The following is a 26,361-nucleotide window of genomic DNA, read 5'->3' as shown; positions in this document are numbered from 1 at the left end:
ATAAAGTTTGAGACATTGAATTATGCTATTCAGGATGTTCGGAAAGAAGCAAGACAAGCTGCTGCTATTGGTCTAGCGGTGTCCAACTTACGTTACTATGATATACCAGGATCTTTAAGTGTTTCATTTGGGAGTGGTTTATGGCGCAGTCAATCTGCACTTGCTATTGGTGCTGGTTATACATCTGAAGATGGAAATATTCGCTCGAATGTATCTGTGACAAGTGCTGGAGGTCATTGGGGAATAGGTGCTGGAATTACTCTGAGGTTGAGATGATAATAGAAAAAATGGCTGTTATTGTAAAAACGAGAAGTATGTTAGTAAAGGTTCTGTTTGCTCTTGCCTTAATAGGCAAGAGCGAAAGCTTTGCCAACGAGAACAATAATATTTATACAGTGCATCCACCGCACTTATCGATACCTAAGGGAGAACCTGGCGAAACACGTCGAATTATTATGCAGTTTTATGATTGGACTTTGATTTGTGACGAAAAACAAAAGCTTAAACATAAGCAAGGTATATGTAATGTGACACAGACGGTTCATGATCAAGAAGGAAATACCATTTTTAGTTGGTCTCTTGTTTCTACGACAAGTGGTCAAGCAGTGATGCTTTTTCGAACATTGCCAAATTCTGATATAAATGTTCCGATTCAAATGTTTGTAAAAGATGTTAAAAAACCTGTTCTTATTAATTATACGCAATGTAATGAAACGGTTTGTTTAGCACAATCACCTGTAGGGCCGGTTTTGACTAAACAAATAGAGCAGAACAATAAGGTACGTATTTCCTATAAAACTAAAGAAGGTAAGGTATTTTCTTTTACTGTACCATTTAAAGGGTTAAATGCAGCACTTAATTCTTTCCGTCCTTAGAATTCATCGAGTATTTTTAACAAGAGTCATTTTTCCATAAATTGTTGTATTATATTTTTGAGTGTAAATTATAAGGTCAAATAAGTAAGAAGTTTTATATAATATGATATCGAGGTGATTTATTGGAAAGAGTGAGAGTTTTATGAATATAAAGTCACAGTAAGTTCTTTATATGTAATAGAAAATCAAGTTAGTGTTTCCTATAATGCTTAAAGAGTGATTTCGTTAGTTATTAAAAGTAAAAAAGATTAGAAATACTCGATTTCTTCCTTACAATAATGAGTAGACTAAATTATTTTTTTAAGCTTAAAATGGATTTTTAAAGCGGTCTGATTAAGCATTAATATTTTTCAGATAAATTTATAATTCTAGAGTTTTTTTGAACGATAGTTTTTATTGGTATTCACGAAATAACAGCTATTGTAATTGCATTTTGTAGTACTATGGAACTTTTATTCCAGCATAATCAAAGCCATTTCATTGCATATAACAACGAGGTTTGTGTGTGGATAACGAAAAAAAATTTTTTTTCTTATAAACCGTACTAATGTATAGGTTGTTGTAACCTTAAAAGTCAGCAAATAGTATGATAGTGTAGGTTTGTTACAATAGAGGTATGCTCCGTGTAAATGGTATAAAGAAAAGAGCATAATTTATAAAAATTGATGTGAACGTAAACGATTAATTTATAGTTTTAAGTTCATAAAGAGATGCATGATTTCACGGAAACAACCGAAAGATTATACAAAAAACTGAATGATGTTAGTGTAGAAAATTTTAATGATAGAAAAAGAAAGAATGATTTCTTGTATATATCATTTGATGCTGCATTATTGCTTTATTTAGGAATGAGCAGAAGAGTTTTCGCGTTTATTTATTGGGGGACGCTCAAGGGATAAGGGACATGACCCCGTTAAATTATGGTTCAAAAGAGTTAAAGCAAGGAGAAATATACGATACCAAAGCAGATCAATTGTATGATCAGTGCGGTAGTAATACAAATAATCTTTCTGCATTGTCACGAACAGAGGCATACTCTGTCCTTGTTGATATAAAGAGACAACAGAGAAAAAAACATTATGAACAGAAACAGGTTTTTGTTCAATCTGAGGCAGCTTTTGAGTTTCATAATCAGATAATGATAGGTGCTCAAAAAACAAAAAAACTCAAAGCACCTTTTCTTCGACGGTTCCATCCAGTAAAATCTCCACCTCTTTATGCGGCACTTGATCTCGGAACAAATAATTGTCGTCTTCTTATCGCATCTCCCAGTAAACCTGGATATTTTCGTGTTGTTGATGCTTTTTCTCGTATTGTACGATTGGGAGAAGGTTTAATAAATAACGGTTTTCTTAATACACAAGCTATGGATCGTGCGATTGAAGCATTAAAGATTTGTCATTTAAAGCTAAAACAAAGGCATATTAAGCGTTATCGCTTGATTGCAACGGAAGCTTGTCGTTCTGCAGAAAATGGTAGACATTTTATTCAGCGTGTTTTGGAGGAGACAGGTCTTGAATTGGAAATTGTTGATCGGCAAACAGAAGCGCGTTTTGCTGTTACAGGGTGTAGTACACTTGTTGAACCAAATACTGACGCAATTGTGCTTTTTGATATTGGAGGAGGATCATCAGAAATTGTGCTACTTGATGTTTCTCAAAAGCGTTCTTTTCGTTTAGCTCGACAAATTATCGCTTGGACTTCTCTTCCTGTTGGTGTTGTTACGCTTGCTGAACGTTTTGGAGGGAATGATATTAGCTTAGACGATTTTGAAAAAATGAAAAGTTATGTGCGAGGGTTATTAAATAATTTTTCAGATCGTCATAAATTAGGAGAGTTAGCACAAGGTTCAAAGTTTCATCTTTTGGGAACCTCCGGTACAGTTACGACTTTAGCAGGAATGTATCTTAATTTAGAGCGTTATGATAGGAAAAAAGTGGATGGCATTTGGATGAAGGATGCAGACATTACACTTATGACACAACGTCTATTATCATGGGATATAGAAAAACGTGTCATAAGTCCTTTTATTGGGCGCGAGAGAGCAGATTTAGTTTTAGCTGGTTGTGCAATTTTAGATGTTATTCGGGAAGTTTGGCCAAGTCAGCGTTTAAGAGTTGCTGATCGTGGATTAAGGGAAGGAATTTTGATAGAGCTAATGTTACGCGATGGGGTATGGTGTCGTCGTAGAAAGAGCAGAGATTTCAAGCGTTAGAGAATTAAATATGGAGACAATGAATAACGATGAAAAAAACAACAAAAACACCGAGAGGTGGCTATGGAGGTTCAGGGTCACATGAATTATATCAGCGCGTAAAAAAGAAAGCAGGAACCATTAAAGCTTCATCACGACGATGGTTAGAGAGGCATCTGAATGATCCTTATGTCCATCAATCAAAAGTAGATGGGTATCGTTCGCGTGCGGCTTATAAACTCATTGAAATTAATGAGCGCTATAGGTTTTTGAAAAAAGGTCAAAAGGTTATTGATCTAGGAGCAGCACCTGGGGGCTGGTGTCAGGTGGCTGAGCGTATAGTAGGGTCAAGTGATGAGGATCCTAGCGTTGTTGGTATTGATTATTTACATGTTGATCCATTACCTAGAGTTGCCATGTTGGAAATGGATTTTTTGCATACAGATGCACCGCAGAAATTAATTGAAACTTTAGGGACAAAACCGGATGTGGTTCTTTCTGATATGGCAGCGCCAACAACAGGTCATCGTCAGACGGATCATTTAAGAACGATTTATTTATGTGAAGTTGCGGCTGATTTTGCTCTTTCGGTTCTTAAGCCTGGGGGACATTTTTTAGCAAAGGCTTTTCAAGGAGGAGCAGAAAACACTCTTCTTACGACACTAAAACAGCATTTTAAAAAAGTCTATCATGTTAAACCACCCGCAAGCCGATCAGAATCAGTAGAGCTTTATCTTCTAGCACTTGAACTTAAGGGAAAAACAAACATTCAAGAATAGCGCCTTCTTTTAAGAAGATTTAACTTTACTTAACCTATTTAGATGTGATGATTTTTTTCTCAAAGAGTTATCGGCGATAGTGACAGTTTTTCTGTTATCAATGATGAAAAACTGGTAAAACTAATGTATTGCCTATAGAGGTAAAGAGATTGATTCCTCAGTGAGTACTTCCAATGAAATTTCTTGATCAAGCTAAAGTTTATATTCGTTCTGGTAATGGAGGTTCTGGAGCAGTATCATTTCGTCGTGAAAAATTCATAGAATTTGGGGGACCTGATGGGGGGAATGGAGGACGGGGTGGTGATGTTTGGGCTCTTGTTGTTGATGGGCTTAACACGCTGATTGATTATCGCTACCAACAGCATTTTAAAGCAAAAACAGGGGGGCATGGCAAGGGGCGTAATATGACGGGTGAAAAGGGTAATGATGTCATCCTTAAAGTTCCGGTTGGGACGCAAATTTTTGAAGAAGATAATACAACGTTAATATGTGATTTAACGGAAGTGGGACAGCGCTATCGCCTTGCAAAAGGAGGGAATGGCGGTTTTGGCAATCTTCACTTTACAACATCGACAAATCGGGCACCGCGTCGTGCAAATCCAGGTTTGTCTGGAGAAGAGCGTGCAATATGGCTTCGTTTGAAGTTAATTGCTGATGCGGGGCTTGTTGGTTTACCAAATGCTGGAAAATCAACTTTTTTAGCTTCTGTAACGGCTGCAAAACCAAAAGTTGCAGATTATCCTTTTACCACTCTACATCCTCATCTTGGTGTTGTACGTATTGATGGTCGTGAATTTGTTTTGGCTGATATTCCAGGATTAATTGAAGGAGCGCATGAAGGTGTGGGAATTGGAGATCGTTTTTTAGGACATGTGGAACGTTGTCGCGTACTGCTTCATCTAATTTCTTCTCAAGAAGAAGATGTAGCAAAAGCATATCAAATTGTGCGTCATGAACTTGAGGCATATGGAAATAATCTAAGTGATAAAACTGAAATTGTTGCTTTAAGCCAGATAGATACTCTGACAATTGAAGAGCGTGAAGCTAAACGGGAAGCTTTGCAAAGAGCAGCGGATCAACCAGTTATGATGTTTTCTGCGGTTAGCCGCGAAGGTTTAGAAAATGTGCTGCGTGCTGGTGCACATATTATTGAAATGTCACGCAAAGAGGAGATCAGTGGGGATAGCAAGGTTGATTGAGATGGCTGTTGGATCGCAAAAACTTACACACTATAAACGTATTGTGGTCAAGATTGGATCTGCCCTTTTGGTTGATCCTCAGGCAGGTTTACGGGTTGAATGGCTTAAAAGCTTGATCAATGATGTTGTTGAATTACACAAAGGAGGCGTAGAGATATTATTGGTGTCTTCAGGTGCTATTGCTTTAGGAAGGACATTGCTACAGCTTCCTAAGGGGGCTTTGAAATTGGAAGAAAGCCAGGCATGTGCTGCTTTGGGGCAAATTGAGTTAGCAAAAACCTATGGTGATGCGCTTGCTCAACATGGGCTCAAAACAGGCCAAATTTTGCTCACTTTATTTGATACGGAGGAGCGAAGGCGTTATCTCAATGCACGTGCAACGATTGAGACGCTTTTATATTTGGGAGCTGTGCCTGTTATTAATGAGAATGATACTGTTGCAACAACTGAAATTCGTTATGGTGATAATGATCGTTTAGCTGCACGTGTGGCAACAATGGTGAGGGCAGATCTTTTAATACTTTTATCCGATATTGATGGTCTTTATACAAAGTCTCCCCATAGTGATCCTACGGCTGAATTTATACCTTTTGTTGCATCCATTACGCATGATATCGAAAAAATGGCAGATGTTGCTGCTTCAGAGTTTTCACGGGGAGGAATGAAGACTAAGCTTGAAGCCGGAAAAATAGCTAATGCTGCTGGAACGGCGATGATTATCACCTCAGGCAAGCGTATGAATCCTCTTGCTGCAATTGACAAAGGTGAACGCAAGAGTTTTTTTGCGGCAAGTAAGAAATCTGTCAATGCTTGGAAAACATGGATTTCTGGTCATTTAGATCCATCTGGTGTTTTGACGATTGATCAAGGAGCCATTAGGGCTCTTGAATCAGGAAAATCATTATTAGCTGCAGGGGTTATTGCCGTTGAGGGAAATTTCCAGCGTGGGGATACGGTTGCAATTGTTGGTACAGATGGAGTTGAGATTGCGCGTGGACTTGTAAGCTATGACAAAGATGAGGCTGTACGCATTATAGGACATAAAAGTGAAGAAATCGAAGCTATTCTTGGGTATGAGGCGCGCTCTGCTATGGTGCATCGTAATGATATGATTGTACGTTTCTTGATCAATTCTGTTTAAAAAAGTTACTTTTGTTTTTATTGTTTTGGCAGAGTGGATGTTACGATGACTTTAGAAGAAAAAATGAAAGATATGGGACAAAAAGCACGCTATGCCGCTGCAGCATTGGCTGTTGCTTCTTCTGAGCAAAAGAACAATGCATTAGAAATGATCGCTTTAAGTTTAGAGGCTCAGTCAGATGAAATTTTACGGGCGAATTGTCAAGATTTAGAGAATGCTGCTCAGAATAATTTGAAAGCTGCAATGATTGATCGGCTAAAATTAGATGATTTGCGTTTACGTGCAATGATAGACAGTGTTCGCCAAGTTGCTCGTTTATCTGATCCTGTTGGACAAGTGATGGATGAATGGACGCGTCCAAATGGGCTTCATATAAGTCGTGTACGAACACCTCTTGGTGTGATTGGCATTATTTATGAAAGTCGTCCCAATGTTACAGTTGATGCGAGTTCTTTGTGCTTAAAAGCTGGCAATGCTGCGATTTTGCGCGGTGGTTCGGATAGCTTTCATTCTTCTCATGCTCTTCATTTAGCTTTGGTACAAGGTTTAGAGCGCTCTGGTTTACCTAAAGATGCCATCCAAATGGTTGGAACGACAGATCGTGCTGCCGTTGGGGAAATGCTCAAAGGGTTGGATGGAGCGATTGATGTGATCGTACCACGTGGTGGAAAGAGCCTTGTTGCTCGTGTTCAGTCTGATGCACGTGTTCCAATTTTTGCTCATTTGGAGGGACTTTGTCATATTTATATTGATAAATCGGCAGATTTAGATATGGCACGCAATATTGTTTTAAATGCAAAGCTGCGGCGAACAGGGATATGCGGTGCTGTTGAGACAGTTCTCATTGACAGCCAAGCATTAAAAAAATTTCTTCCTGTTTTAACTGCTTTACAGGAAAAGGGGTGTGAAATTCGTGCCACAGAAGATATTGTTTTTCTTATGCCAGATGTCAAATTAGCTTCTGAAGAAGATTGGTCGCATGAATATCTTGATGCTATTCTTTCTGTTAAAACGGTTGAGGGTGTTGAGGGAGCCATTGCTCATATCAAGCGTTATTCATCAGGACATACGGAATCGATTATTGCTGAGGATTTGGAAGTGGTGAAGAATTTTTTTAATCATTTAGATTCAGCTATTTTATTGCACAATGCATCTACACAATTTGCTGATGGAGGTGAATTTGGTTTTGGAATGGAAATTGGTATCGCAACAGGAAAAATGCATGCACGTGGTCCCATAGGTGTTGAACAGCTAACATCATTTCAATATCACGTTAAAGGAAATGGTCAGGTTAGAGCTTGAGAACACCATTTTTTCCATGGAAAAATTGTATGCCACATGTTGAAAGATCTAATGTTGTGGGTCTTTTTGGTGGTTCCTTTAATCCACCGCATGCGGGGCATCTTCTTGTTGCAAAAATTGCCATTCGGCGTTTGCATCTTGATCAGTTATGGTGGATGATCACTCCAGGAAATCCTTTAAAGGATTGTACACAGTTGCTCCCTTTAGAGGAGAGAATGCGATTAAGTTTTAAACTTATTGACCATCCGAAAATTCGCTTGACAGGTTTTGAACAGGCTATAGGGAGCAAAGTATCAGTAGATACGATTTTTCATATTCTTACCCATTACAGTGGCGTAAATTTTGTATGGATTATGGGGGCAGATAGTTTTGCGACGATACATCATTGGTATCGATGGCATGATATCGTCTCTATGCTTCCTATTGCGATTATTGATCGTCCTTTAGGCAATTGGTCAGCACTTTCCTCTCCTATGGCACATATTTATCGCCGTTTTCGTTTGGATGAGAGAGAAAGTAAGCGATTACCTTTTATCAAGCCACCAGTTTGGACTTATTTGCATGGACCTTTATCTTTTCAATCTTCAACAAACCTTCGTTTGAAGAAGAATGATTTTTCTTGAACATTTCATAAGATTCTGTTTCTCTTTAGAGAAGTCTCTTTTTTAGATTCCACAACGATAAGAAAGGATATTGATCTGAAAAACATTGCACACAAACACTCTTACGATACTATGCCTTCAAAAGAAAAAAAAGTTTTTTCTGTTAGTGAGAGTCTTGAAGTTATTCTCAAGAGTTTAGAAGATACAAAAGCAGAAGATATTGTTGCTATTGATATTCGAGGGAAGTCATCTTTGGCTGATTATATGGTCATAGCTTCAGCAAATTCGCAGCGTCATGTATCGTCTGTTGCTGATCATTTATTACATACTTGGAAAGATAGTGGGCAGGGGCTTGCGCGTGTAGAAGGGCTTGCTGGAGGTGACTGGGTATTGATTGATACAGGTGATATTATCACTCATCTTTTTCGTCCAGAAATTCGTCTTTTTTATAATTTAGAAAAAATATGGATGACGCCGGATTTAAACGATACGGCTTTGCTTCTCTTCGGAGATCATTAAAATGCAAATTTCTATTTTTGCGGTTGGTCGTATGAAAAGTGGGGCGGAGCAAAAATTAGTTCAGCATTATTTGGATCGTTTTTCTAAAATTTCTGGAGATGTAGGCTTTCATTTAAAAAAGTTACAAGAGATACCAGAAAGTCGTGCTCAAACAGTTTATCAACGTATGGAGGAAGAGGGGAGAAAACTTATTGAATTTTTACCTGAAAAATGTCGATTAATTGTGTTAGATGAGCGTGGAGAATCGATTTCGTCAATTTCTTTTTCTGAAAAATTGAGGCGTTATCGTGATGAGGGCATTCGAGATGTCGTCATTGCTTTGGGAGGACCTGATGGGCATAATGAACAAATAAGGAAGCGTGCTGATTTTCTTTTATCTTTTGGTTTGATGACGTGGCCACATCAAATTGCACGTATTCTTCTTACAGAACAACTTTACCGCGCTGTAACAATTGAAAATAATCATCCGTATCATCGTTTTTAATATTTTTGTTCAATTTTTAGCACTTATTTATATGTTTATTAATATTGTTTTAGCTGACACCATTTAAAGCATCTCTAATGTATACGATGAGGTGTCATGGTTTTTGCAAATGAAAAAGCTTCTTCATAGAAAGATGCTATATTTATATGAGGAGTGCGTCATATTTGTCATTCTGCTCTTGAGTATATTTTTTTGCTTTTCTGTATCGCATGCGGAAGATACAATGAGGAGTACGGAAGTCCATAAAGAATTAGGAGAAATTCGCCAAAATATTTCACTTTCGCGTGAGCGTGTTGCTTTTCTTATGCATCAAGTTGAGCATTTAAAAAAAGATCAACGTGTTTTGAGTGATGCACTCATAAAGGCGGCTAAAGAAGAACGTATAGTAGCAGATGATATTGCTAAAAGGGAAGAAAAGCTTAAAAAAATGATAGAAAAGCGGGTACAAGTCTATCAACGTTTAAAAAATCGTCGTGCTGAATTTGCGGAAGTTCTTGCAATTTTGGAGCGTATGGGATTGAATCCGCCTCCTGCTCTTATGATACAGCCAGAGGACGCGTTGGCTTCTATACGTAGTTCTGTTTTATTAGGTACCGTTATTCCTCAGATGCAAGAGAAAACACGAGATTTAACAGAAAAACTCAAGGAGTTGACCAATTTGAGTAATTCCATTACTACGGAATATAAGGCATTAAAGACAAAGCTGCAAAATCAAGCAGAGCAGCGAAAACGTCTAGAGCTTTTATTAGACCAAAAAAACAAACTACAAAAAAAATCAGAAAAAGAACTTACAGAACAGCAACAAAAAAATATTGCTCTTGCTAAAAAAGCGCAGTCTTTAGAAGAATTGATTTTAGAGCTCGACCGTCAGTCAAAACTTAGCTCTGATGCATCAGTACAGGTACGGAAAAGTTTGCAATTGTTAGAACAGTCCAATTTTGAAAGCCGAAAAGGTTCTTTACTTTTTCCTGTTTCAGGAAAAAGAATACATCACTCTAACAAAAGTTCGCAGATTACGCGCTTTGGTGAAACGATAGAAACAGAGTCAGGAGCTGTTGTTATATCACCTGTGGATGCTTTTGTTGCTTTTGCTGGGCCATTTCGTTCTTACGGACATTTAATCATTCTCAATGTTGGAAATGGTTATCATATCATTCTTACTGGAATGTCGAGAATTAATGTAAAACAGGGGCAGTTTGTTCTTTCAGGTGAGCCTCTGGGTATAATGGAAATGCAATTTATTTCAAACAGTGTTGCATTGGATATAGGAAAAACTTCTCCAATGCTTTACATTGAGTTTAGAAAGCAGGGAAAACCTGTAAATCCAACTCCTTGGTGGCAGACTGAAAAAATAAGAAGGAGCCAAAATGATTCGTAAAGTTATTCTTTTGGTCGCTGGGGTATTGCTCGGCGCCTGTTCAATGATTATGGTGCAGTCTGTTGCTGCGAATAATGAAGATAATGCATATAAAAAGCTAGCTATATTTGGCGATGTTTTTGAGCGTGTGCGTATGCAATACGTTACAGTTCCAGATGATAAAAAGCTTATTGAAAATGCTATCAATGGCATGCTCACATCACTGGACCCTCATTCATCTTATTTGAATGCTGAAGAAGCCAAGGATATGCGGGATTCTACGAAAGGAGAGTTCGGAGGTCTTGGTATTGAGGTCACTATGGAAAAAAACTTAATTAAAGTTGTTTCACCAATGGATGATACTCCCGCTTCAAAAGCAGGTATTCTAGCAGGAGACCTTATTTCAAAAATTGATGATGTACAAACGAATGGTCAAACATTGAATGAAGCTGTTAATAAGATGCGAGGTGCTCCTGGAACACCAATTACCTTAACAATTATTCGTTCTGGCGTTGATAAGCCATTTGAAGTGAAGATTGTTCGTGATATTATCAAAGTAAAAGCGGTGAAATATCGGGTTGAAGGTGATATTGGATATTTAAGAGTTATCCAGTTTTCTGAACAGACATTAAATAATCTTCTAGCGGCAATTAAAGATATCCAATCTAAAATTCCTGAAGATAAGCTAAAAGGTTACGTCCTTGATTTGCGGCTTAATCCCGGTGGGCTTTTAGATCAAGCTGTTAATGTTTCGAGTGCTTTTCTCAATAAAGGTGAAATTGTGTCGACTCGTGGGCGCAAAAAGAGTGATGTGACAAGATTTGATGCGAAGCCAGGTGATGTCATTAATGGAAAACCGCTCATTGTTCTTATTAATGGTGGTTCAGCAAGTGCTTCTGAAATTGTTGCGGGTGCACTGCAAGATCATCGTCGTGCAACAATTTTAGGGACGCAGTCTTTTGGTAAAGGATCTGTTCAAACAATTATTCCTTTGGGTGAAAATGGGGCTTTACGCTTAACAACAGCACTTTATTACACGCCATCAGGCACTTCTATTCAAGGAACAGGGATCACACCTGATATTATTGTAGAGCAACCACTCCCTGAAAAATATAAAGGTTATGATGTAAAAGTTGGTGAGTCTGCATTAAAAGGACATATCAAAGGAAAACGAGAGAGTAATAAAGGATCTGGTTCAGCTGCTTTTGTTCCCAAAGACCCTAAAGATGATATTCAATTGAATGAGGCTTATAAACTGTTACGAGGTGAAATGGCAAATGCAGCATTTCCACCAGATCCCAATAAGGATGTGTTAAAGTGAGAATTGATATCTATAGCTTGCGATTTTGAGGAATATTAAATGGATGCAGATATTAATTTGAAGATTCTTCCATATCGCAAATGTGTTGGGATTGTTGTCTTTAATCATGAGGGGAAAGTGTGGGTTGGGCGTCGTTTAATGATGCCCATTCATGCAGATGCAGATATTGACATATCTCATCGTTGGCAGCTTCCTCAAGGAGGGATTGATGAAGATGAAAAACCATTAGATGCGGCATATCGTGAACTTTATGAAGAAACGGGTATTCGATCTGTAAAGTTGATTAAAGAAGCACAAAATTGGTTCCATTATGATTTTCCACAAGAACTTATTGGGTGCACATTAACAAATAAATATCGTGGGCAAATACAAAAATGGTTTGCTTTCCAGTTTACAGGAAAGCTTTCTGAAATTGCGATTAATCCGCCACCAGATGGCAATAAAGCGGAATTCGATCAATGGAAATGGATTGATCTAGAAACCCTTCCGTTGATTGCTGTTTCTTTTAAAAAGCACGTTTATACGAAAGTTGTCAGCGAATTTCGAGGTAGCCTTAGACCATTATAAAAGCTATATGATTACGAGAAAGCTTTTTTTATTAAGATGCTTTATATTATAATAAATAATAAACATGTTTCTCTTTTATGTAAAGAACAGGAATATAAAATGAAAAAGTTATTTAATTTACTTATAGTTTTTACTCTCTTGAGTATTTCATCTGTTGCATTTGCAACAAGTTCAAAACCTCCTGCATCAAAAGATGCGGCAGCGACATTGCCAAATGGAGCTTCTTCTTTGACTGAAACCTACGGTTTGTGGACTATTAACTGTGGTATACAAGAAGGGAAAAGAATTTGTTTTATGCACCGTCAAGAAGTGAATGAGCAGGGGCGTGTTGTTGTGGCTATGGGCCTTACTCTCGATGCTGAGGGTGTTGTATCTGGTAATTTAACAGTTCCTTTTGGCATTTTGGTTTCTAAGCCTGTTCGTTTACAAGTTGATGAGGGAAAAGCTGTTATCGAAACCGGTATCCGGACTTGTGTACCAGCAGGTTGTGTGGTTCCTGTCGTTTTTGACAAAAATCACGTAGCAGCTTTACGTTCTGGAAAACAGTTAAAGTTGGCGATGACAATTGCTGCTGCAGGTGAACCAGCTTTGAATGATTTATTTGTTCAGCTAGATGGTTTTAGCAGTGCTCTTAATCGTTTGACTGCTTTGCAGAAATAATTTTAAAACTAAAAGCGGCCTTTAAAAGGCCGTTTTTAGTTTGTTTGTTTTTTATATATTAATAATTAAGACGATGAGATTTAAGATTAATCCTATAAGGGATATTCAGATTTTTTGCCGTTTCTTCTATTGTATGTTCTATTTTTAATTTTGATATTTGTTTTCTAACTGCATCGTCATTAAATAGAGAGATGAAGAATTTAGATGTCTGGTTTTTATTCAAGAAAAAAGAGTATTGAAATATAAAACCATTTTTTGATACACAGACCTGCTTTAATGAAGGTTTTCTATACGCTCTTCTGTTTCCTTGATTGAAAGGGATGACGCATGATTTATGCATTGCTTCGAACGATTGATTTGATTTTTGAGATTTATATTGATATTTTAATCGCTAGTGTCATTTTTTCTTGGCTTTATGTCTTTAATATCATAAATTCACGCAATCGCTTTGTTGTTTTGATAGGAAGCTTTCTAGATCGTCTTACAAATCCCGTTCTAAGCCGTATCCGGAAAATTTTACCAAATTTGGGAACGATTGATATTTCACCTATTGTAGTGTTCATTATTATATATTTTATTCGTACTTTTATGTGGCGCGTTTACGCAAACATGTATGTATAGAAATATTACTTGAGGCGAATACATGTTTTATCAAGTTGATAAAAATAACTTGATTTTGTTTGTATATCTCATTCCAAAATCATCTGTTGACAAAATAATAGGGGTTGAATGTAGGGATGGTGAAAAACAATATCTGGTTATACGCCTTCGTGCTGTTCCTGAAGATGGAAAAGCGAATAAAGCTCTCATTAAATTTCTTGCGAAGCAGTGGAGAATCCCATCTTCTTCTATTTCTCTGAAAAACGGTGCAATATCTCGCTACAAACAACTTTACTTTTCAACACATTTAGAAGAGCTAAAACAGATATGGCAATCCTTTAGAGATTACATCTCGTAGAAAAAATAAATAACAAAGCCTATAAAAATAGGCTTTATTTTATTAAATCGTTATATTTTGTTATTGCGCTCAACAGCTTGCTTAATTAATTCATGAGCAAAGTTTTTATCACGCCATCCTTCAATTTTAGCCCATTTTCCAGGTTCCAGATCTTTGTAATGCTTGAAGAAATGTTCAATTTGTTTGAGTGTAATCTCGGGCAGGTCTGTATAGTCATGAATATTGATATAGCGTTTTGTTAATTTTGTAGTGGGAATGGCAATAATTTTTTCATCTTTACCACCATCATCTTCCATCATTAGAGCTCCGATGGGGCGAACATTGATAACACAACCAGGCATAAGTGGACGGGTATTACAGATAAGGACATCAATAGGATCACCATCATCTGAAAGCGTATGAGGGACAAAACCGTAATTTCCAGGATAAACCATTGATGTATGAAGAAAACGGTCAACAAATAATGCACCCGACTTTTTATCCATCTCATATTTTATTGGCTGCCCACCAAGGGAGACTTCCACAATAACGTTAATATCTTCTGGTGGATTTTTGCCTACGGGTATTTCCTTAATATTCATAGAGACATCCTTTCTGGAATATAGTGAGGCTCAATACAATTAAATATTTTACCAAAGAGATTATGAAATTAATTTGAAATTGATGCACGTGTTTTTTCAAAACGTTTACGTTCATTAGGATCAAGATAGAGCTTGCGGAGACGAATATTTTTAGGGGTTACCTCTACAAGCTCATCATCTTGTATCCACGATAAGGCGCGTTCTAACGTCATTTTAATGGGAGGCGTTAACTTTACGGCCTCATCTTTTCCAGAAGCGCGCATATTGGTGAGTTTTTTTCCTTTTAACACATTAACTTCTAAGTCATTATCTCGTGAGTGGATGCCAATAATCATACCTTGATAGACTTTCACACCCGCATCGATGATCATAGGTCCACGATCTTCAAGATTAAAAAGAGCATAAGCGACAGATTCACCGTTGTCATTTGAAATCATAACACCATTAACACGACCAGCAATGTCTCCTTTATAAGGTTCATAAGCATGGAAAAGGCGATTCATAATTGCTGTACCACGTGTGTCCGTTAAAAGTTCAGATTGATAACCAATGAGTCCTCGGGTTGGGGCATAAAAGACAAGGCGGACACGATTACCTCCAGAAGGACGTAACTCCACCATTTCGCCTTTACGTTCAGACATTTTTTGTACAACAATACCGGAATATTCTTCATCAACATCGATAACAACTTCTTCGATTGGCTCAAGAGTTATTCCATTTTCATCTTTTTGCATAACAACACGTGGGCGTGAAACACTAAGTTCAAATCCTTCACGGCGCATATTTTCAATGAGAACTGCAAGCTGTAATTCTCCTCGTCCTGAAACGTAGAAAGAATCTTTATCGGCTGATTCTTCAATTTTAAGAGCGACATTGCCTTCTGCTTCTTTTAACAATCGGTCACGAATGACACGGCTTGTTACTTTATCGCCTTCAGTTCCAGCAAGGGGACTATCGTTGACGAGAAAACTCATAGTAACAGTAGGAGGATCAATTGGTTGGGCAGTAAGGGGTTCATTGACAGTAGGATCACAGAAAGTATCAGCTACGGTACCTTTTTGCAGACCTGCAATCGCAACAATATCACCAGCACTTCCTTCTTCAATAGGTTGCCGTTCTAAGCCACGAAACGCTAAAATTTTTGAAATACGCCCAGTTTCTAAAAGTTTTCCATCTTGTCCAAGAACCTTGACATTTTGATTGGGTTTCAAAGAGCCAGAATGAATCCGTCCTGTAATAATTCGTCCCAAAAACGGATCCGCTTCAAGAATAGTTCCAATCATGCGAAACGGTCCTTCTGCTACACTAGGAGAAGGGACATGCTGCGTCACAAGATCAAATAAAGGACCTAATCCCTGATCTTTTGGTCCTTCAGGGGCTTCCGCCATCCATCCATCGCGTCCAGATCCATAAAGAATAGGAAAATCAAGCTGTTCATCGGTTGCGTCAAGAGCAGCGAAAAGGTCAAAAACCTCATTAATGACTTCATCAACGCGTGCATCCGGTCGGTCAATTTTATTAATAGCAACAATAGGGCGCAATCCTACTTTCAATGCTTTGCCAACGACAAATTTTGTTTGTGGCATCGGTCCTTCAGCAGCATCAACAAGTACAATGGCTCCATCAACCATATTGAGGATGCGTTCAACTTCTCCACCAAAGTCGGCGTGTCCTGGTGTATCAACAATATTAATTCGAGTATCTTTCCAAACAACAGATGTCACTTTCGCTAGGATTGTAATTCCGCGTTCTTTCTCAATATCGTTTGAATCCATCATACGTTCGCTTGTACGCTGATTATCACGGAAGTTTCCTGATTGCTTGAGAAGCCCGTCTACAAGCGTTGTTTTCCCATGGTCAACGTGGGCAATGATGGCAATGTTACGCAATTGCATAAATTTTCTTCTTTTCGTTTAATGAAATTTCATTTGAGGCAAAGTCTTTACATTCTTTGCCTGACTATTAAAAAACCTTTTACATGTTTTTTTATAGTTTTGGAAGATGGAGGCAATATTTTTATGACAAAACTATTTATCCAAGTCTTTAAGGCTCTATTAAGCTTCAATTGCTGGAGCTTCGTAAAAGGATTTTTATAGTGCGTATGTTCTATTCTCGAGCTAAGAATTATCCAAAAAATCACCGTCAACTTGATTTCTATCAATATGACACAAGGAGTTTATATGAGCTCTTGTAAGAGTAAGTAAGTATAAAGCTAGCCATATTATTGTTGTTGTTTTGCAAAGAGATTAATAAAAATCCGGAATATCTCTCAATCCATAGCCAATTTATTGACAACTGTACAACATTCTTATTCTAAATAAAGCTTTTTCTTATTCTATAACTTGTCAATCAAAATCCAGATCTAATGCAACCGTGTATTTGAGGTAAATATTGAGATGATTAAGAATTTTATAAGAAGTTCTAGCTTTTGTATGCCAGATTGGGGCAAGAGTTATATCTGTTTGATTTATTTATGAACCCGGAATACAGTTTTATTTAGAAAGAATATGAAGGCATCCAAAGAAAATGTCCATCTTTGCCGTTAATCTAATTTATGCTTTCAAAGGCATCTAAAGTAATATCTTTTAAACCATGGAGATAATGCTTTGCCCCTCACACTTTTGTTAATCGTATTCTCTAATAGGAGCATGCTTTTCATGCCAAACAGAACACTTTAAACAGAATATACTTGTTGTTACATATTCATGTACTTAAGAGAGATTGCTTAACGTACACTACATCCATTCCATGATAGGGCTCATAAATGATATAATATACGCGAATAGTATACTATTAACGCCTTTGTGAAAAAATATAAAGCTGTTGAGCATTATCATTATTATTCTTTCTCAGCTGTCAATATTGCGCCAGTTTTTGATACGAGAAAGAAGATATAAGAAGTATTTTATTTTTTCTTGAATAGTTTTTAGCCATACACCGATCTCGTTTGTGACTGGCAAGAAGATGACTTTAATCGATTTAATATGAGAAGCTTTATGATGAGGTAAATTTACGTCATTCGGAGCTGTTATTCAAAAAAAATAATAAATTATCTATGGAGCGGTGCGCTAGAAAATAAATAATAAAGCTTATTTTCTTATGGAAAGAATCTTAGGTTACATGACAAGATCTTTCCATAAGTAAGAGTTTTTACTTTACATGTTTAAAGAAGAGTTCCTGACAAAATGAGGGAAGCTACAGAAAAATAGATTATAATGCCCATGACATCTACTAAAGTTGCCACAAAAGGAGCAGAAGCACTTGCTGGATCAAATTTTAAACCTTTAAGAATAAAAGGCAACATAGATCCAGAAAGAGAACCAAAGGTAACGATTCCAACTAAAGCTGTACCCACTGTTGTCGAAATAGCAATCCAATGTTGTCCATAGTCGTAGATACCCAGTTTTTGCCAAAGAGCAATGCGCGTAACACCAATAATTCCTAGTAAGAGACCAAGGGATAGTCCTGTTGGAATTTCACGAATGATCACTTTCCACCAGTCTTTCAACGTGAGTTCACGTAAAGCCAATGCACGGATAATAAGGGATGTAGCTTGTGAGCCGGAATTTCCTCCTGAGCTCATAATGAGAGGTATGAACAGTGTAAGAATAATCGCTTTTTCGAGTTCTGTTTCGAAATGTTGCATAGCGCTTGCTGTCAGCATTTCACCGATAAAGAGTAAAGCGAGCCATCCGCCACGTTTTTTCATCATTTCAGGAAACTTAATTTGCATATAGGGCTTATTAAGCGCTTCCATACCCCCAAATTTATAGGCATCTTCATTCATCTCATCGACCATAGTATCAAGCACGTCATCAACGGTTACAATGCCAATGACATGGTTACTTTCATCAACTACAGGCACAGAGAGAAGATCATGGCGCTGGAAAAGGCGTGCGATATCTTCATGATGTGTGAAGGGCGATATTGTAATGGGCGAGTCATGGGTAGGGACATTAAGAATTAGTTCATCAGGTGAGGCAAGAATAAGGTTACGCAGGGAAACAGCTTTTAGAAGAGTACCTGTTTTAGGGTCAATTACATAGCTGGTATAAACTGTTTCACGTGTTCGCTCGACCTCACGGATGTGATCCAAAGTTTTTTGTATGGTCCAGTTTGAAGGAACGGCTATAAATTCTGTTGTCATCAGTGCCCCTGCTGTATGGTCAGGATAACTGGTGAGTTTTTTAAGTTCAGCGCGCGTTAAGGGGTTAAGCAAGGCATAAAGTCGTGTGCGGGTTTCTTTATCCATTTCTTGAAAGACGTCTGCAGCAGCATCGGCAGACATGCCATCAAGAATTTCAACAGCACGATTTATAGGGAGAAGTTCTAGGATGGCAGCAGGTTGCTCAAGCTCTGGTTTATCAAAAAGTTCGATAACATAATCAAGAGGCAGAAGACTAAGAATAGTTACACGTTCCATGATATCGAGGTCATTGATGATATCAATAGAGTCTGCAAAATGCTGGTTCTTTAACTTTTCAGCGAGAGCTTCAGGAGAAAAATTTTTGAAGTCGAAGGCCGTTTTGATTTCAGTCATGATAAAGTACCTCCTGAAGAGTTGGAGAGTTGTAAATCTAGATAATAGATGAGATAAAAACAAAAGTTTATGGAAGATTTAAAAAAAACTCCCCAGCTATATTCCCAATTGTTAATATTTGAAGTAAAGTCAAGGGTAAATTATAAGTTATAAACAAGTTTCTGAATCACTAAAACGAGAATACAGCTTAATTTGAGGATAATATAAAAACGTAAATGTAAAAATCAGTTCTGATTTTACCATCATTTCTTTAATGTAGTTTGCGATTTTCAAAAGAATCTAAAGCAATATTTTATAAAGAGTGGAGATTATGCTTTTCTCCAAGTGTTTTTGTTAATATGCAATTCTATTGTGATGTGCGAGCGAATAATCTTTATTGCTTCAATATAATATGGTTTGAATGAAAGAACTTTACGATTTTCAGGTTTTTTATTCAATAGGGTTTTGAAAGGTAGTTTTGAAACTCACGAAATAGTTTTAGTATGTTATCAATTTGTGTCGTAAAGATAATTGTTACAGTTTAAATTTATAATGGAGACATAAAGTATTATGACAAAAGCAGCAGTGCTGGACTGGAAGGGATTTTTAGGTCTTCCTGATTTTTCTTCTATAAGTGACGAAGATTTTAAACCCGCTTTTGAACAGGCACTTCAAGAAGCAGAAGAAGAACTAGAGGCAATTGCGATGGTGCAAGAACCACCAACGCTTGAGAATTTTTTGCAGCCTTTTGAGCTTTGCGGCAAAGCGCTTGATCGTGTCTGTTCAATATTTTTCTTACGCACCAGTGCTCATACGAATGTATTAATTCAACAGCTAGAGCAAGAGTTCGTTGTAAAACTTTCTCGTTATTCTTCAAAAATGATGATGGATGCGCGGATATTTGCGAAAATAGATATGCTTTATAAACAGTCGCAGTTGGGCACATTTGAGAGTGAAACAACACGTGTTCTTGAATTATGGTGGAAAAAGTTTGTTTGTCATGGGGCAAAACTCGATGAAAAAGCTAAGAAACGGCTTTTGGAAATTAATGAAAGACTTGCTTTTTTAAATGCTACTTTTGGACAAAATGTCTTAAATGATGAAGCTGAATGGATTCTGTTTTTAAAACAAACAGACTTATCTGGTTTACCGCAAGATCTCATTGCTTCAATGAAGGAAATTGCGTGTGAAAGAGGCAATGAAGAAGCGTATGCATTAACACTAGCACGTTCGATTGTTGAACCTTTTTTAAAATTCTCTGATCGTCGTGATTTGCGTGAGGTTGTATTCCAAGCTTGGGCTAAACGTGGTGAAAATAATAACAAGAATGATAATAAAACAATTATTGTAGAGATTGTTGCGCTTCGAGATGAGCAGGCTAAATTATTGGGATATAAATCTTTCGCAGATTTGAAGCTCGATAATACTATGGCTAAAAGTGTTGATTCCGTTATGGATTTGCTTATGCCTGTATGGAAGCGCGCAAGAGCGAAAGCTTCTACTGAGCAAATTGACTTACAAAATTTTGCCAACAATCAGGGCAGCAATGAATCTTTAGCTGCTTGGGATTGGCGTTATTATGCTGAAAAGCTTCGCACTGAAAAACTTTCTTTCGATAGCGCTGAGATTAAATATTATTTTCAGCTTGATCTTATGATTAAAGCGGCTTTTGGGGTAGCCGAAAAACTCTTTAGCATTACATTTGAAGAAAAAAACGCTGTTACACTTTGGCATCCTGATGCACGTTTGTGGGAAGTAAAAAAGTCTGATGGAAGTCTACTTGGGCATTTTATTGGTGATTATTTTGCACGTTCTTCAAAACGCTCCGGTGCGTGGATGAGTAGTTTGCAATCACAACATAAATTGGATGGCGGACAAAAGCCTATTATCTACAATATTTGTAATTTTGCTAAACCACCTAAAGGGGAAGTTGCTCTTTTATCACTTGATGATGCACGTACGCTTTTCCACGAATTTGGACATGCATTGCATGGTTTGCTTTCTGATGTCACATGGCCATCTGTGTCGGGAACATCTGTTTCACGTGATTTTGTTGAGCTACCTTCTCAACTTTACGAACATTGGTTAACAGTACCAGAGATATTAAAATCTTATGCTATACATACAAAAACAGGCCATCCTATGCCACAAGAGTTGATAGATAAAGTCTTAGTAGCACAGACATTTAATGCAGGATTTTCTGCCGTTGAATTTATCTCATCAGCTTTAGTGGATATGGCTTTTCATCAAGGCGAAACAGTCACTGATCCAACAGTGTTTGAACGCCAAGAATTAGAAAAGCTGCAAATGCCTGATACAATTATTATGCGTCATCGTCCCCCACATTTTATGCACGTGTTTGCGGGGGATGGTTACGCATCTGGTTACTATTCTTATATGTGGTCGGAAGTCCTTGATGCTGATGCTTTTCAAGCTTTTGAAGAAACGGGAGATGTTTTTAATTCAGAGCTTGCTGATAAGTTGAAACGTTTTATTTACTCCGCTGGAGGAAGTCGTGATCCAGAGGAGCTTTATAAAGCTTTTCGGGGACGAATGCCTTTACCAGAGGCAATGATTAACAAACGTGGACTATAAGATATAACGGTATGGTTAACACCATGCCGTTTTCATATTATTCGAAAGGTACAGTTGCGATTTATGCAAATTTTCTCTTCATTATAGCTCTGTAAACAGAGTTTTTTATCTTATTCGCTTTTTGTTTATAGAGGAAAATAGATTTTGTATTTTAAATAGACATTATGGGAAAGAAAAATTATCAGCTCGATCTTTTTGATGCCCATTTGGTGGAAACCATGATTTTTTTATAAAACTTGACTTTCTTTTGCCTAAAAGGTGAGTGTTTTTTTGTGCCATATCATCGAGGCTCATTGGAGGCTGACGCATAATTTTACTCCGCTCTTGATTCTCTGATTCTTGTATAAGTTTTTGAATAACTTGATCGGTTGAGTAAGAATTTTCATGAGAAAAGGCATAAAAATTTGAAATATTTTTCAATGGTTTTTCTAAATAAGAGGCAAGTTTTTTCTTTCCTTCAGGGGTGAAATGCATGCCATTATTGGTGCGTAATTTGGTTATTTTTCCATTAATATCATAGCCTGAAAAAGAAAAATTTCCTGTCTCATCACTAAAGCCGCTCCAGATATCGAGAAAATACCCTCCTGCTGTTTCTGTTTCTTGTTTATAGAGCGCATTAAAAATTTTCATTTTTTGTGTCAAAAGATCATTTCCAAAAGAAGGCTGACCTATCCATATCCATGATTTTCCAGAGGCGTGAAGACTTTCAGTAATTTCGATAATTCTTTGTTTGTAGATGCGTATCCATTCTGACTGATCTGTGTTAATCATGTTATGAGAGTCTGTGATGGGTTGATTATCATTTGCACCGATCATCATGATAATAACATCGGGGCTATTTTGATCAATGAGTTTAGAAATATTGCTTTGCCAAGAATAATAATCCGTTCGAACTAAGCCGGAAGCTGGCATTGTGTTGTTCATGATAACGATATCGCTATTATTTATAAAAAATTTCTTAAGTGCATCAGCAACAGCAGAAGCTGCAAAATCCCCTATGACAAGAATGCGCTTTGCATTCTCATTTTTTAGCTTTTGTATGTTTTTTTGTGTTACGATCTTTTTTTGCGGCTTGTCTATTTTTTGTTCTATAATTTGCGGTGGCTGCTGTGTCTGTTTGTTTTGTTGTGACAACCATTTGAAGAAGTTCGTTGCTTTACTTGGGGATGGCTGTAAGATCCCCACAATAGAAAGTGAAAACAGCAATAATGTCAAGTATATCAGGCGAAAAGAAGACAAAAATTTAGTCTCCCTTATTGTTTGCGAAGGAGAAAAAGCACTTGAGATGATGGATATCCATTTGCTTTTAGACCGTGACGCAGTTGAAAAGCTTTAATTGCTTTGCGAGAAGCTGTTCCGATTTTTCCATCAACATTCCCTTTATAATAGCCCAGTGCACTTAAGCGAGATTGTAGTTCTTTACATTCCTGGAAAGTAAGAGGTTGAAAAGGTCTTTGCCAATCATTTACCAATCTAGGATGTCCAGCAATGCGATCAGCAAGAAGGCCAACAGCAAACGCATAACGATCTGCATTATTATAATGTTTCAGAACAAAGAAATTTTTTGTGACTAAAAATATAGGTCCTTTTGCTCCATCTGGATATTTTAATATTGCTTGTTCAGCTGATGTAGGAAGAGGGTGCCCATTTGCGTGTTTTACACCTAATTTTTTCCATTGTTCAAAGGAATACCAGCCTTCAGGAAGGGTTTTCCCCTGCGGCACTTTTACCTCTACTCCCCAAATAAGATTAGGTTGCCAGCCATTTTTGTGGAGAAGGTTAGCAGCAGTAGCCAGAGCATCTGGAACAGAGTTCCAGATATCACGCCGTCCATCTTGGTCCATATCAACTGCATAGGCGAGATAACTGCTTGGAATAAATTGTGTATGCCCCAATGCACCGGCCCAAGATCCAGTGAGTTGAGAGCGTTTAATTTCGCCACTTTGTAGAATTTTCATAGCAGCAATCAGCTGTGTATATGCATATTTTGCACGTTTTTTATCAGCATAGGCTAAAGTTGCAAGAGAGCGAATGGTATCACGCATTACACTTTTATTAGCTAAAACCTTCCCATAGTTGCTTTCCATTGACCAAATAGCAAGCAGAATATTGCGATCAACACCAAAACGTTTTTCAATTTGAAGAAGCCATTTGTTCCATTTTTGAGTTTGGCGTCGTCCTTCCTCAATTGCAATATCATGGACACGATTATCGAAATAGTTCCATGAAGGAGCAACAAATTCCGGTTGGTATGCGGCGCTTTTTAGAACTTCTGGATCAATGGCATTAACACCTTTAAACGCCATATGAAACGTAGAGGGGGTAATATTGTGAGCAATAGCTATTTTTTTAAATTCTTTAATCCAGTGTTTAAATCCGCTATCAGCATATGAAAGGGGTGCAAAAAACATTAAAAAAGCAGAAAAAATAACGGCAGAGCCAGTGAGAAGAGTTCTCCAAGCTATTGACTTCTCTAAAAAAGAGAAAGTCTTCAATTCTGTTTTTTGCATTTTGAAATCCCCATTAATATTCAATTCATTAGATGTGCAATAACTTTATTTTGTATTTAGTTTAATCGATAATATGATCAAGAAGAGGAAAAAACTGAAATAAATAATACGTTTTAATCCCTTCAATAAATTCTCAGACTCTTTTTACATTTTTATTGCTCATTATAATGATAATCAAAACAATAAGATATCTTTTTTACCATTTCGTAAAAACATATGATAAATAAAACAAAAAAGTTATATGAATTCATTGAGGAGGGTGAGTGTGCGTAAAATCCGGAAAGCAGTATTCCCAGTAGCAGGTCTTGGTACGCGTTTCCTTCCTGCGACAAAAACGATTCCTAAAGAAATGCTAACAGTTGTTGATAAACCTGTTATTCAATATGTTATGGATGAGGCGAGGGAAGCTGGTATTGAGCATTTTATTTTTGTGACTGGACGTAACAAAGCAGTCATTGAGGATTATTTTGATGAGCAAGTTGAATTATATACGACACTTGCTGAATGTGGAAAGAAAGAAGATCTTGCACATTTATACCGTTTACAGCCATTACCAGGGTCAACTTCTTTCACTCGGCAACAACAACCTTTGGGATTAGGGCATGCTCTTTGGTGTGCACGTGAATTAGTTGCAGGGGAACCTTTTGCTTTGTTATTACCGGATATGTTGATACAAGCGAAAAAGGGCTGTCTTTCTGAAATGATGAGCCTTTATGAAAAGGTGGGTGGGGGAAATATTATAGCAGTTCAGGAATGCGATCCTAGAGAAACACATAAATATGGTATTGTTGGGAAAGGCAAACAGATTGCAAATGGTTTTGAAATCACAAAAATGGTAGAGAAACCAGCACAAGGTACGGCACCATCAAATTTGTACATCAATGGACGTTATATTTTGCAGCCAGAAATTTTTAATATTCTTTCCACTCAAGAACGGGGAACAGGAAATGAAATTCAATTAACAGATGCTATGATACGGCTTTCAAATGAGCAAGATTTTTGGGGTTTGCAAGTAAAAGGGCGCACTTTTGATTGCGGTTCTAAAGCTGGTTTTATTGAAGCCAACGTTGCATTTTCTTTGGCACGCGCTGATATGCACAGCCACGTTTCTGCTTCATTGAAAAATTTACTAGAAACCATTAATGTCGAAAAGTGATATAGATCTCTCACTTAATTTTATTGATCGAATTTGATTATGACAATATCGTCTCCTCATATGGCTTTGCAAGGTGCAGTAGCATCAGCGCTTAAAACACTTGCTAGTGAAAAGCAGGGGCTTGAAGCTCTTGAAAAAGCTCTTCTGGAAAGTCTTTCTTCTTCTTTTGAAGCGGCTGTTCAAACTATTAGAAATGCTCGTGGACATGTGGTTATTACTGGTCTTGGAAAAAGTGGTCATATAGGGACAAAAATTGCAGCAACCTTAGCCTCAACTGGAACACCTGCCTTTTTTGTTCACGCTGCAGAAGCCAATCATGGTGATCTTGGTATGATTGGCTCTGATGACGTTATTCTTGCTTTATCATGGTCTGGTGAAACTCAAGAGTTAAGTGGTATTATAAGTTATGCGGCGCGTTTTCGTATCCCCCTTATTGCGATGACATCAAGTAAGCACTCTGTGTTAGGACGACAAGCTGATATTGTACTATTATTACCAAAGATAGAAGAGGCGTGCCCCCATGGTTTAGCCCCTACAACTTCAACAATTATGCAATTGGCAATGGGAGATGCATTAGCGGTTTCTCTTTTAGAAATGCGTGGTTTTACCGCAACGGATTTCAAAATATATCATCCTGGTGGTTCTCTTGGTGCAAGCCTTAAATACGTGTGTGATATTATGCATGAGGGTGATAATATTCCTTTGGTTATGCAGGGAACAGCTATGACTGAAGCGATGAATGTTTTGGTGGAAAAACATTTTGGTTGTGTTGGTGTTGTGAATCAAGAAGGTGAACTAATCGGAATTGTAACTGATGGCGATCTTGCACGTAACATTCATTTTAATTTATCAAAATTTAATGTTGACGAGGTGATGACCAAAGCTCCTAAAGTTGTAAAGCCAAATACACTTGTTGGTGCAGCAACAGCTTTTATTAATGATCATCAGATTGGTGCATTTTTTGTGGTTGAAGATAAAAAACCGATAGGAATTGTTCATTTTCATGATCTTTTGCGCATTGGCGCTGCTTAGATTAAGCTTC

At 37.5% G+C, this 26,361-nt stretch carries 24 protein-coding genes; 19 read left to right on the top strand and 5 right to left on the bottom strand.

Annotated elements, in window-relative coordinates; all coding sequences use genetic code 11:
- The 16 genes from ACFIL3_RS04475 to ACFIL3_RS04400 form a co-directional block, all read left to right on the top strand.
- Positions 1-276: YadA-like family protein (locus ACFIL3_RS04475; RefSeq protein ID WP_375613268.1), on the top strand; the 276-nt coding region annotated here is incomplete at its 5' end.
- Entirely contained in the window at positions 273-875 is a 603-nt protein-coding gene (locus ACFIL3_RS04470) for an invasion associated locus B family protein (RefSeq protein ID WP_375675759.1), read from the top strand. The genes ACFIL3_RS04475 and ACFIL3_RS04470, both read left to right, overlap by 4 nt.
- Before the next feature lie 904 nt (positions 876-1,779).
- Positions 1,780-3,090 carry a Ppx/GppA phosphatase family protein gene (locus ACFIL3_RS04465; RefSeq protein ID WP_375627678.1) on the top strand — a complete coding sequence of 437 codons (1,311 nt, stop codon included), beginning with the start codon at positions 1,780-1,782 and terminating at the stop codon, positions 3,088-3,090.
- 29 nt (positions 3,091-3,119) lie between these two features.
- Positions 3,120-3,848: an RlmE family RNA methyltransferase gene (locus ACFIL3_RS04460; RefSeq protein ID WP_375681873.1), complete on the top strand. Its 729-nt coding sequence runs from the start codon at positions 3,120-3,122 to the stop codon at positions 3,846-3,848.
- A gap of 173 nt (positions 3,849-4,021) precedes the next feature.
- On the top strand, positions 4,022-5,047 hold the full coding sequence (gene obgE, locus ACFIL3_RS04455; RefSeq protein WP_375681872.1) for a GTPase ObgE: 1,026 nt from the start codon (positions 4,022-4,024) through the stop codon (positions 5,045-5,047).
- 1 nt (position 5,048) lies between these two features.
- Positions 5,049-6,188 (top strand): glutamate 5-kinase, encoded by a 1,140-nt coding sequence (gene proB / locus ACFIL3_RS04450; protein ID WP_375627675.1) that lies wholly within the window; start codon positions 5,049-5,051, stop codon positions 6,186-6,188.
- Between the two features lie 45 nt (positions 6,189-6,233).
- Positions 6,234-7,490 carry a glutamate-5-semialdehyde dehydrogenase gene (locus tag ACFIL3_RS04445; RefSeq protein ID WP_375627674.1) on the top strand — a complete coding sequence of 419 codons (1,257 nt, stop codon included), beginning with the start codon at positions 6,234-6,236 and terminating at the stop codon, positions 7,488-7,490.
- Positions 7,491-7,519: 29 nt separating this feature from the next.
- Positions 7,520-8,113, top strand: a complete 594-nt coding sequence (locus ACFIL3_RS04440) for a nicotinate-nucleotide adenylyltransferase (RefSeq protein WP_375681871.1) — start codon at positions 7,520-7,522, stop codon at positions 8,111-8,113.
- A 111-nt stretch (positions 8,114-8,224) separates the two neighbouring features.
- A complete protein-coding gene (rsfS, locus tag ACFIL3_RS04435) occupies positions 8,225-8,611 on the top strand; it encodes a ribosome silencing factor (RefSeq protein ID WP_273790636.1) in 387 nt (128 codons plus the stop codon).
- A 1-nt stretch (position 8,612) separates the two neighbouring features.
- Positions 8,613-9,095: a 23S rRNA (pseudouridine(1915)-N(3))-methyltransferase RlmH gene (gene rlmH, locus ACFIL3_RS04430; protein ID WP_375611861.1), complete on the top strand. Its 483-nt coding sequence runs from the start codon at positions 8,613-8,615 to the stop codon at positions 9,093-9,095.
- A 133-nt stretch (positions 9,096-9,228) separates the two neighbouring features.
- On the top strand, positions 9,229-10,473 hold the full coding sequence (locus tag ACFIL3_RS04425; protein ID WP_375611872.1) for a murein hydrolase activator EnvC family protein: 1,245 nt from the start codon (positions 9,229-9,231) through the stop codon (positions 10,471-10,473).
- Positions 10,463-11,773, top strand: coding sequence for a S41 family peptidase (locus ACFIL3_RS04420; RefSeq protein ID WP_273790634.1), 1,311 nt, complete (start codon positions 10,463-10,465; stop codon positions 11,771-11,773). The genes ACFIL3_RS04425 and ACFIL3_RS04420 overlap by 11 nt, the downstream gene beginning before the upstream one ends.
- Positions 11,774-11,812: 39 nt before the next feature.
- Positions 11,813-12,340, top strand: coding sequence for an RNA pyrophosphohydrolase (locus tag ACFIL3_RS04415; RefSeq protein WP_375611860.1), 528 nt, complete (start codon positions 11,813-11,815; stop codon positions 12,338-12,340).
- Positions 12,341-12,439: 99 nt separating this feature from the next.
- Positions 12,440-13,000: an invasion associated locus B family protein gene (locus tag ACFIL3_RS04410; protein WP_273790632.1), complete on the top strand. Its 561-nt coding sequence runs from the start codon at positions 12,440-12,442 to the stop codon at positions 12,998-13,000.
- 327 nt (positions 13,001-13,327) lie between these two features.
- Entirely contained in the window at positions 13,328-13,621 is a 294-nt protein-coding gene (locus tag ACFIL3_RS04405; RefSeq protein WP_273790631.1) for a YggT family protein, read from the top strand.
- A 22-nt stretch (positions 13,622-13,643) separates the two neighbouring features.
- Positions 13,644-13,958: a DUF167 domain-containing protein gene (locus ACFIL3_RS04400; RefSeq protein ID WP_375611858.1), complete on the top strand. Its 315-nt coding sequence runs from the start codon at positions 13,644-13,646 to the stop codon at positions 13,956-13,958.
- Between the two features lie 50 nt (positions 13,959-14,008).
- Here ACFIL3_RS04400 and ppa read toward each other — a convergent pair whose 3' ends face one another.
- The 3 genes from ppa to mgtE all read right to left on the bottom strand — a co-directional run bounded on the left by ppa (position 14,009) and on the right by mgtE (position 19,079).
- Positions 14,009-14,539 carry an inorganic diphosphatase gene (gene ppa, locus ACFIL3_RS04395; protein ID WP_375613276.1) on the bottom strand — a complete coding sequence of 177 codons (531 nt, stop codon included), beginning with the start codon at positions 14,537-14,539 and terminating at the stop codon, positions 14,009-14,011.
- Positions 14,540-14,607: 68 nt separating this feature from the next.
- On the bottom strand, positions 14,608-16,434 hold the full coding sequence (gene typA, locus ACFIL3_RS04390) for a translational GTPase TypA (RefSeq protein ID WP_375613277.1): 1,827 nt from the start codon (positions 16,432-16,434) through the stop codon (positions 14,608-14,610).
- Positions 16,435-17,702: 1,268 nt separating this feature from the next.
- Positions 17,703-19,079 (bottom strand): magnesium transporter, encoded by a 1,377-nt coding sequence (gene mgtE / locus ACFIL3_RS04385; protein ID WP_375622953.1) that lies wholly within the window; start codon positions 19,077-19,079, stop codon positions 17,703-17,705.
- A 549-nt stretch (positions 19,080-19,628) separates the two neighbouring features.
- On the opposite strand from mgtE, the gene ACFIL3_RS04380 reads away from it, so the two are divergent.
- Positions 19,629-21,653: a M3 family metallopeptidase gene (locus ACFIL3_RS04380; RefSeq protein ID WP_375681870.1), complete on the top strand. Its 2,025-nt coding sequence runs from the start codon at positions 19,629-19,631 to the stop codon at positions 21,651-21,653.
- Positions 21,654-21,815: 162 nt separating this feature from the next.
- Here ACFIL3_RS04380 and ACFIL3_RS04375 read toward each other — a convergent pair whose 3' ends face one another.
- Positions 21,816-22,892: an SGNH family hydrolase gene (locus ACFIL3_RS04375; protein ID WP_375668325.1), complete on the bottom strand. Its 1,077-nt coding sequence runs from the start codon at positions 22,890-22,892 to the stop codon at positions 21,816-21,818.
- Positions 22,893-22,906: 14 nt separating this feature from the next.
- Positions 22,907-24,163 carry a lytic murein transglycosylase gene (locus tag ACFIL3_RS04370; protein WP_375613280.1) on the bottom strand — a complete coding sequence of 419 codons (1,257 nt, stop codon included), beginning with the start codon at positions 24,161-24,163 and terminating at the stop codon, positions 22,907-22,909.
- Positions 24,164-24,428: 265 nt separating this feature from the next.
- Between ACFIL3_RS04370 and ACFIL3_RS04365 the strand changes: the two genes are divergently transcribed.
- Both ACFIL3_RS04365 and ACFIL3_RS04360 read left to right on the top strand, forming a co-directional pair.
- Complete coding sequence (locus tag ACFIL3_RS04365; RefSeq protein ID WP_375613281.1) at positions 24,429-25,319, top strand: UTP--glucose-1-phosphate uridylyltransferase; 891 nt, start codon at positions 24,429-24,431, stop codon at positions 25,317-25,319.
- A 39-nt stretch (positions 25,320-25,358) separates the two neighbouring features.
- Positions 25,359-26,351, top strand: coding sequence for an SIS domain-containing protein (locus tag ACFIL3_RS04360; protein ID WP_375613282.1), 993 nt, complete (start codon positions 25,359-25,361; stop codon positions 26,349-26,351).
- Positions 26,352-26,361 lie beyond the last annotated feature (10 nt).

This window comes from Bartonella sp. CE47NXGY, from assembly GCF_042195415.1.
Classification (GTDB): Bacteria; Pseudomonadota; Alphaproteobacteria; order Rhizobiales; family Rhizobiaceae; genus Bartonella.
This window is presented reverse-complemented; position numbering and strand designations above follow the sequence as displayed.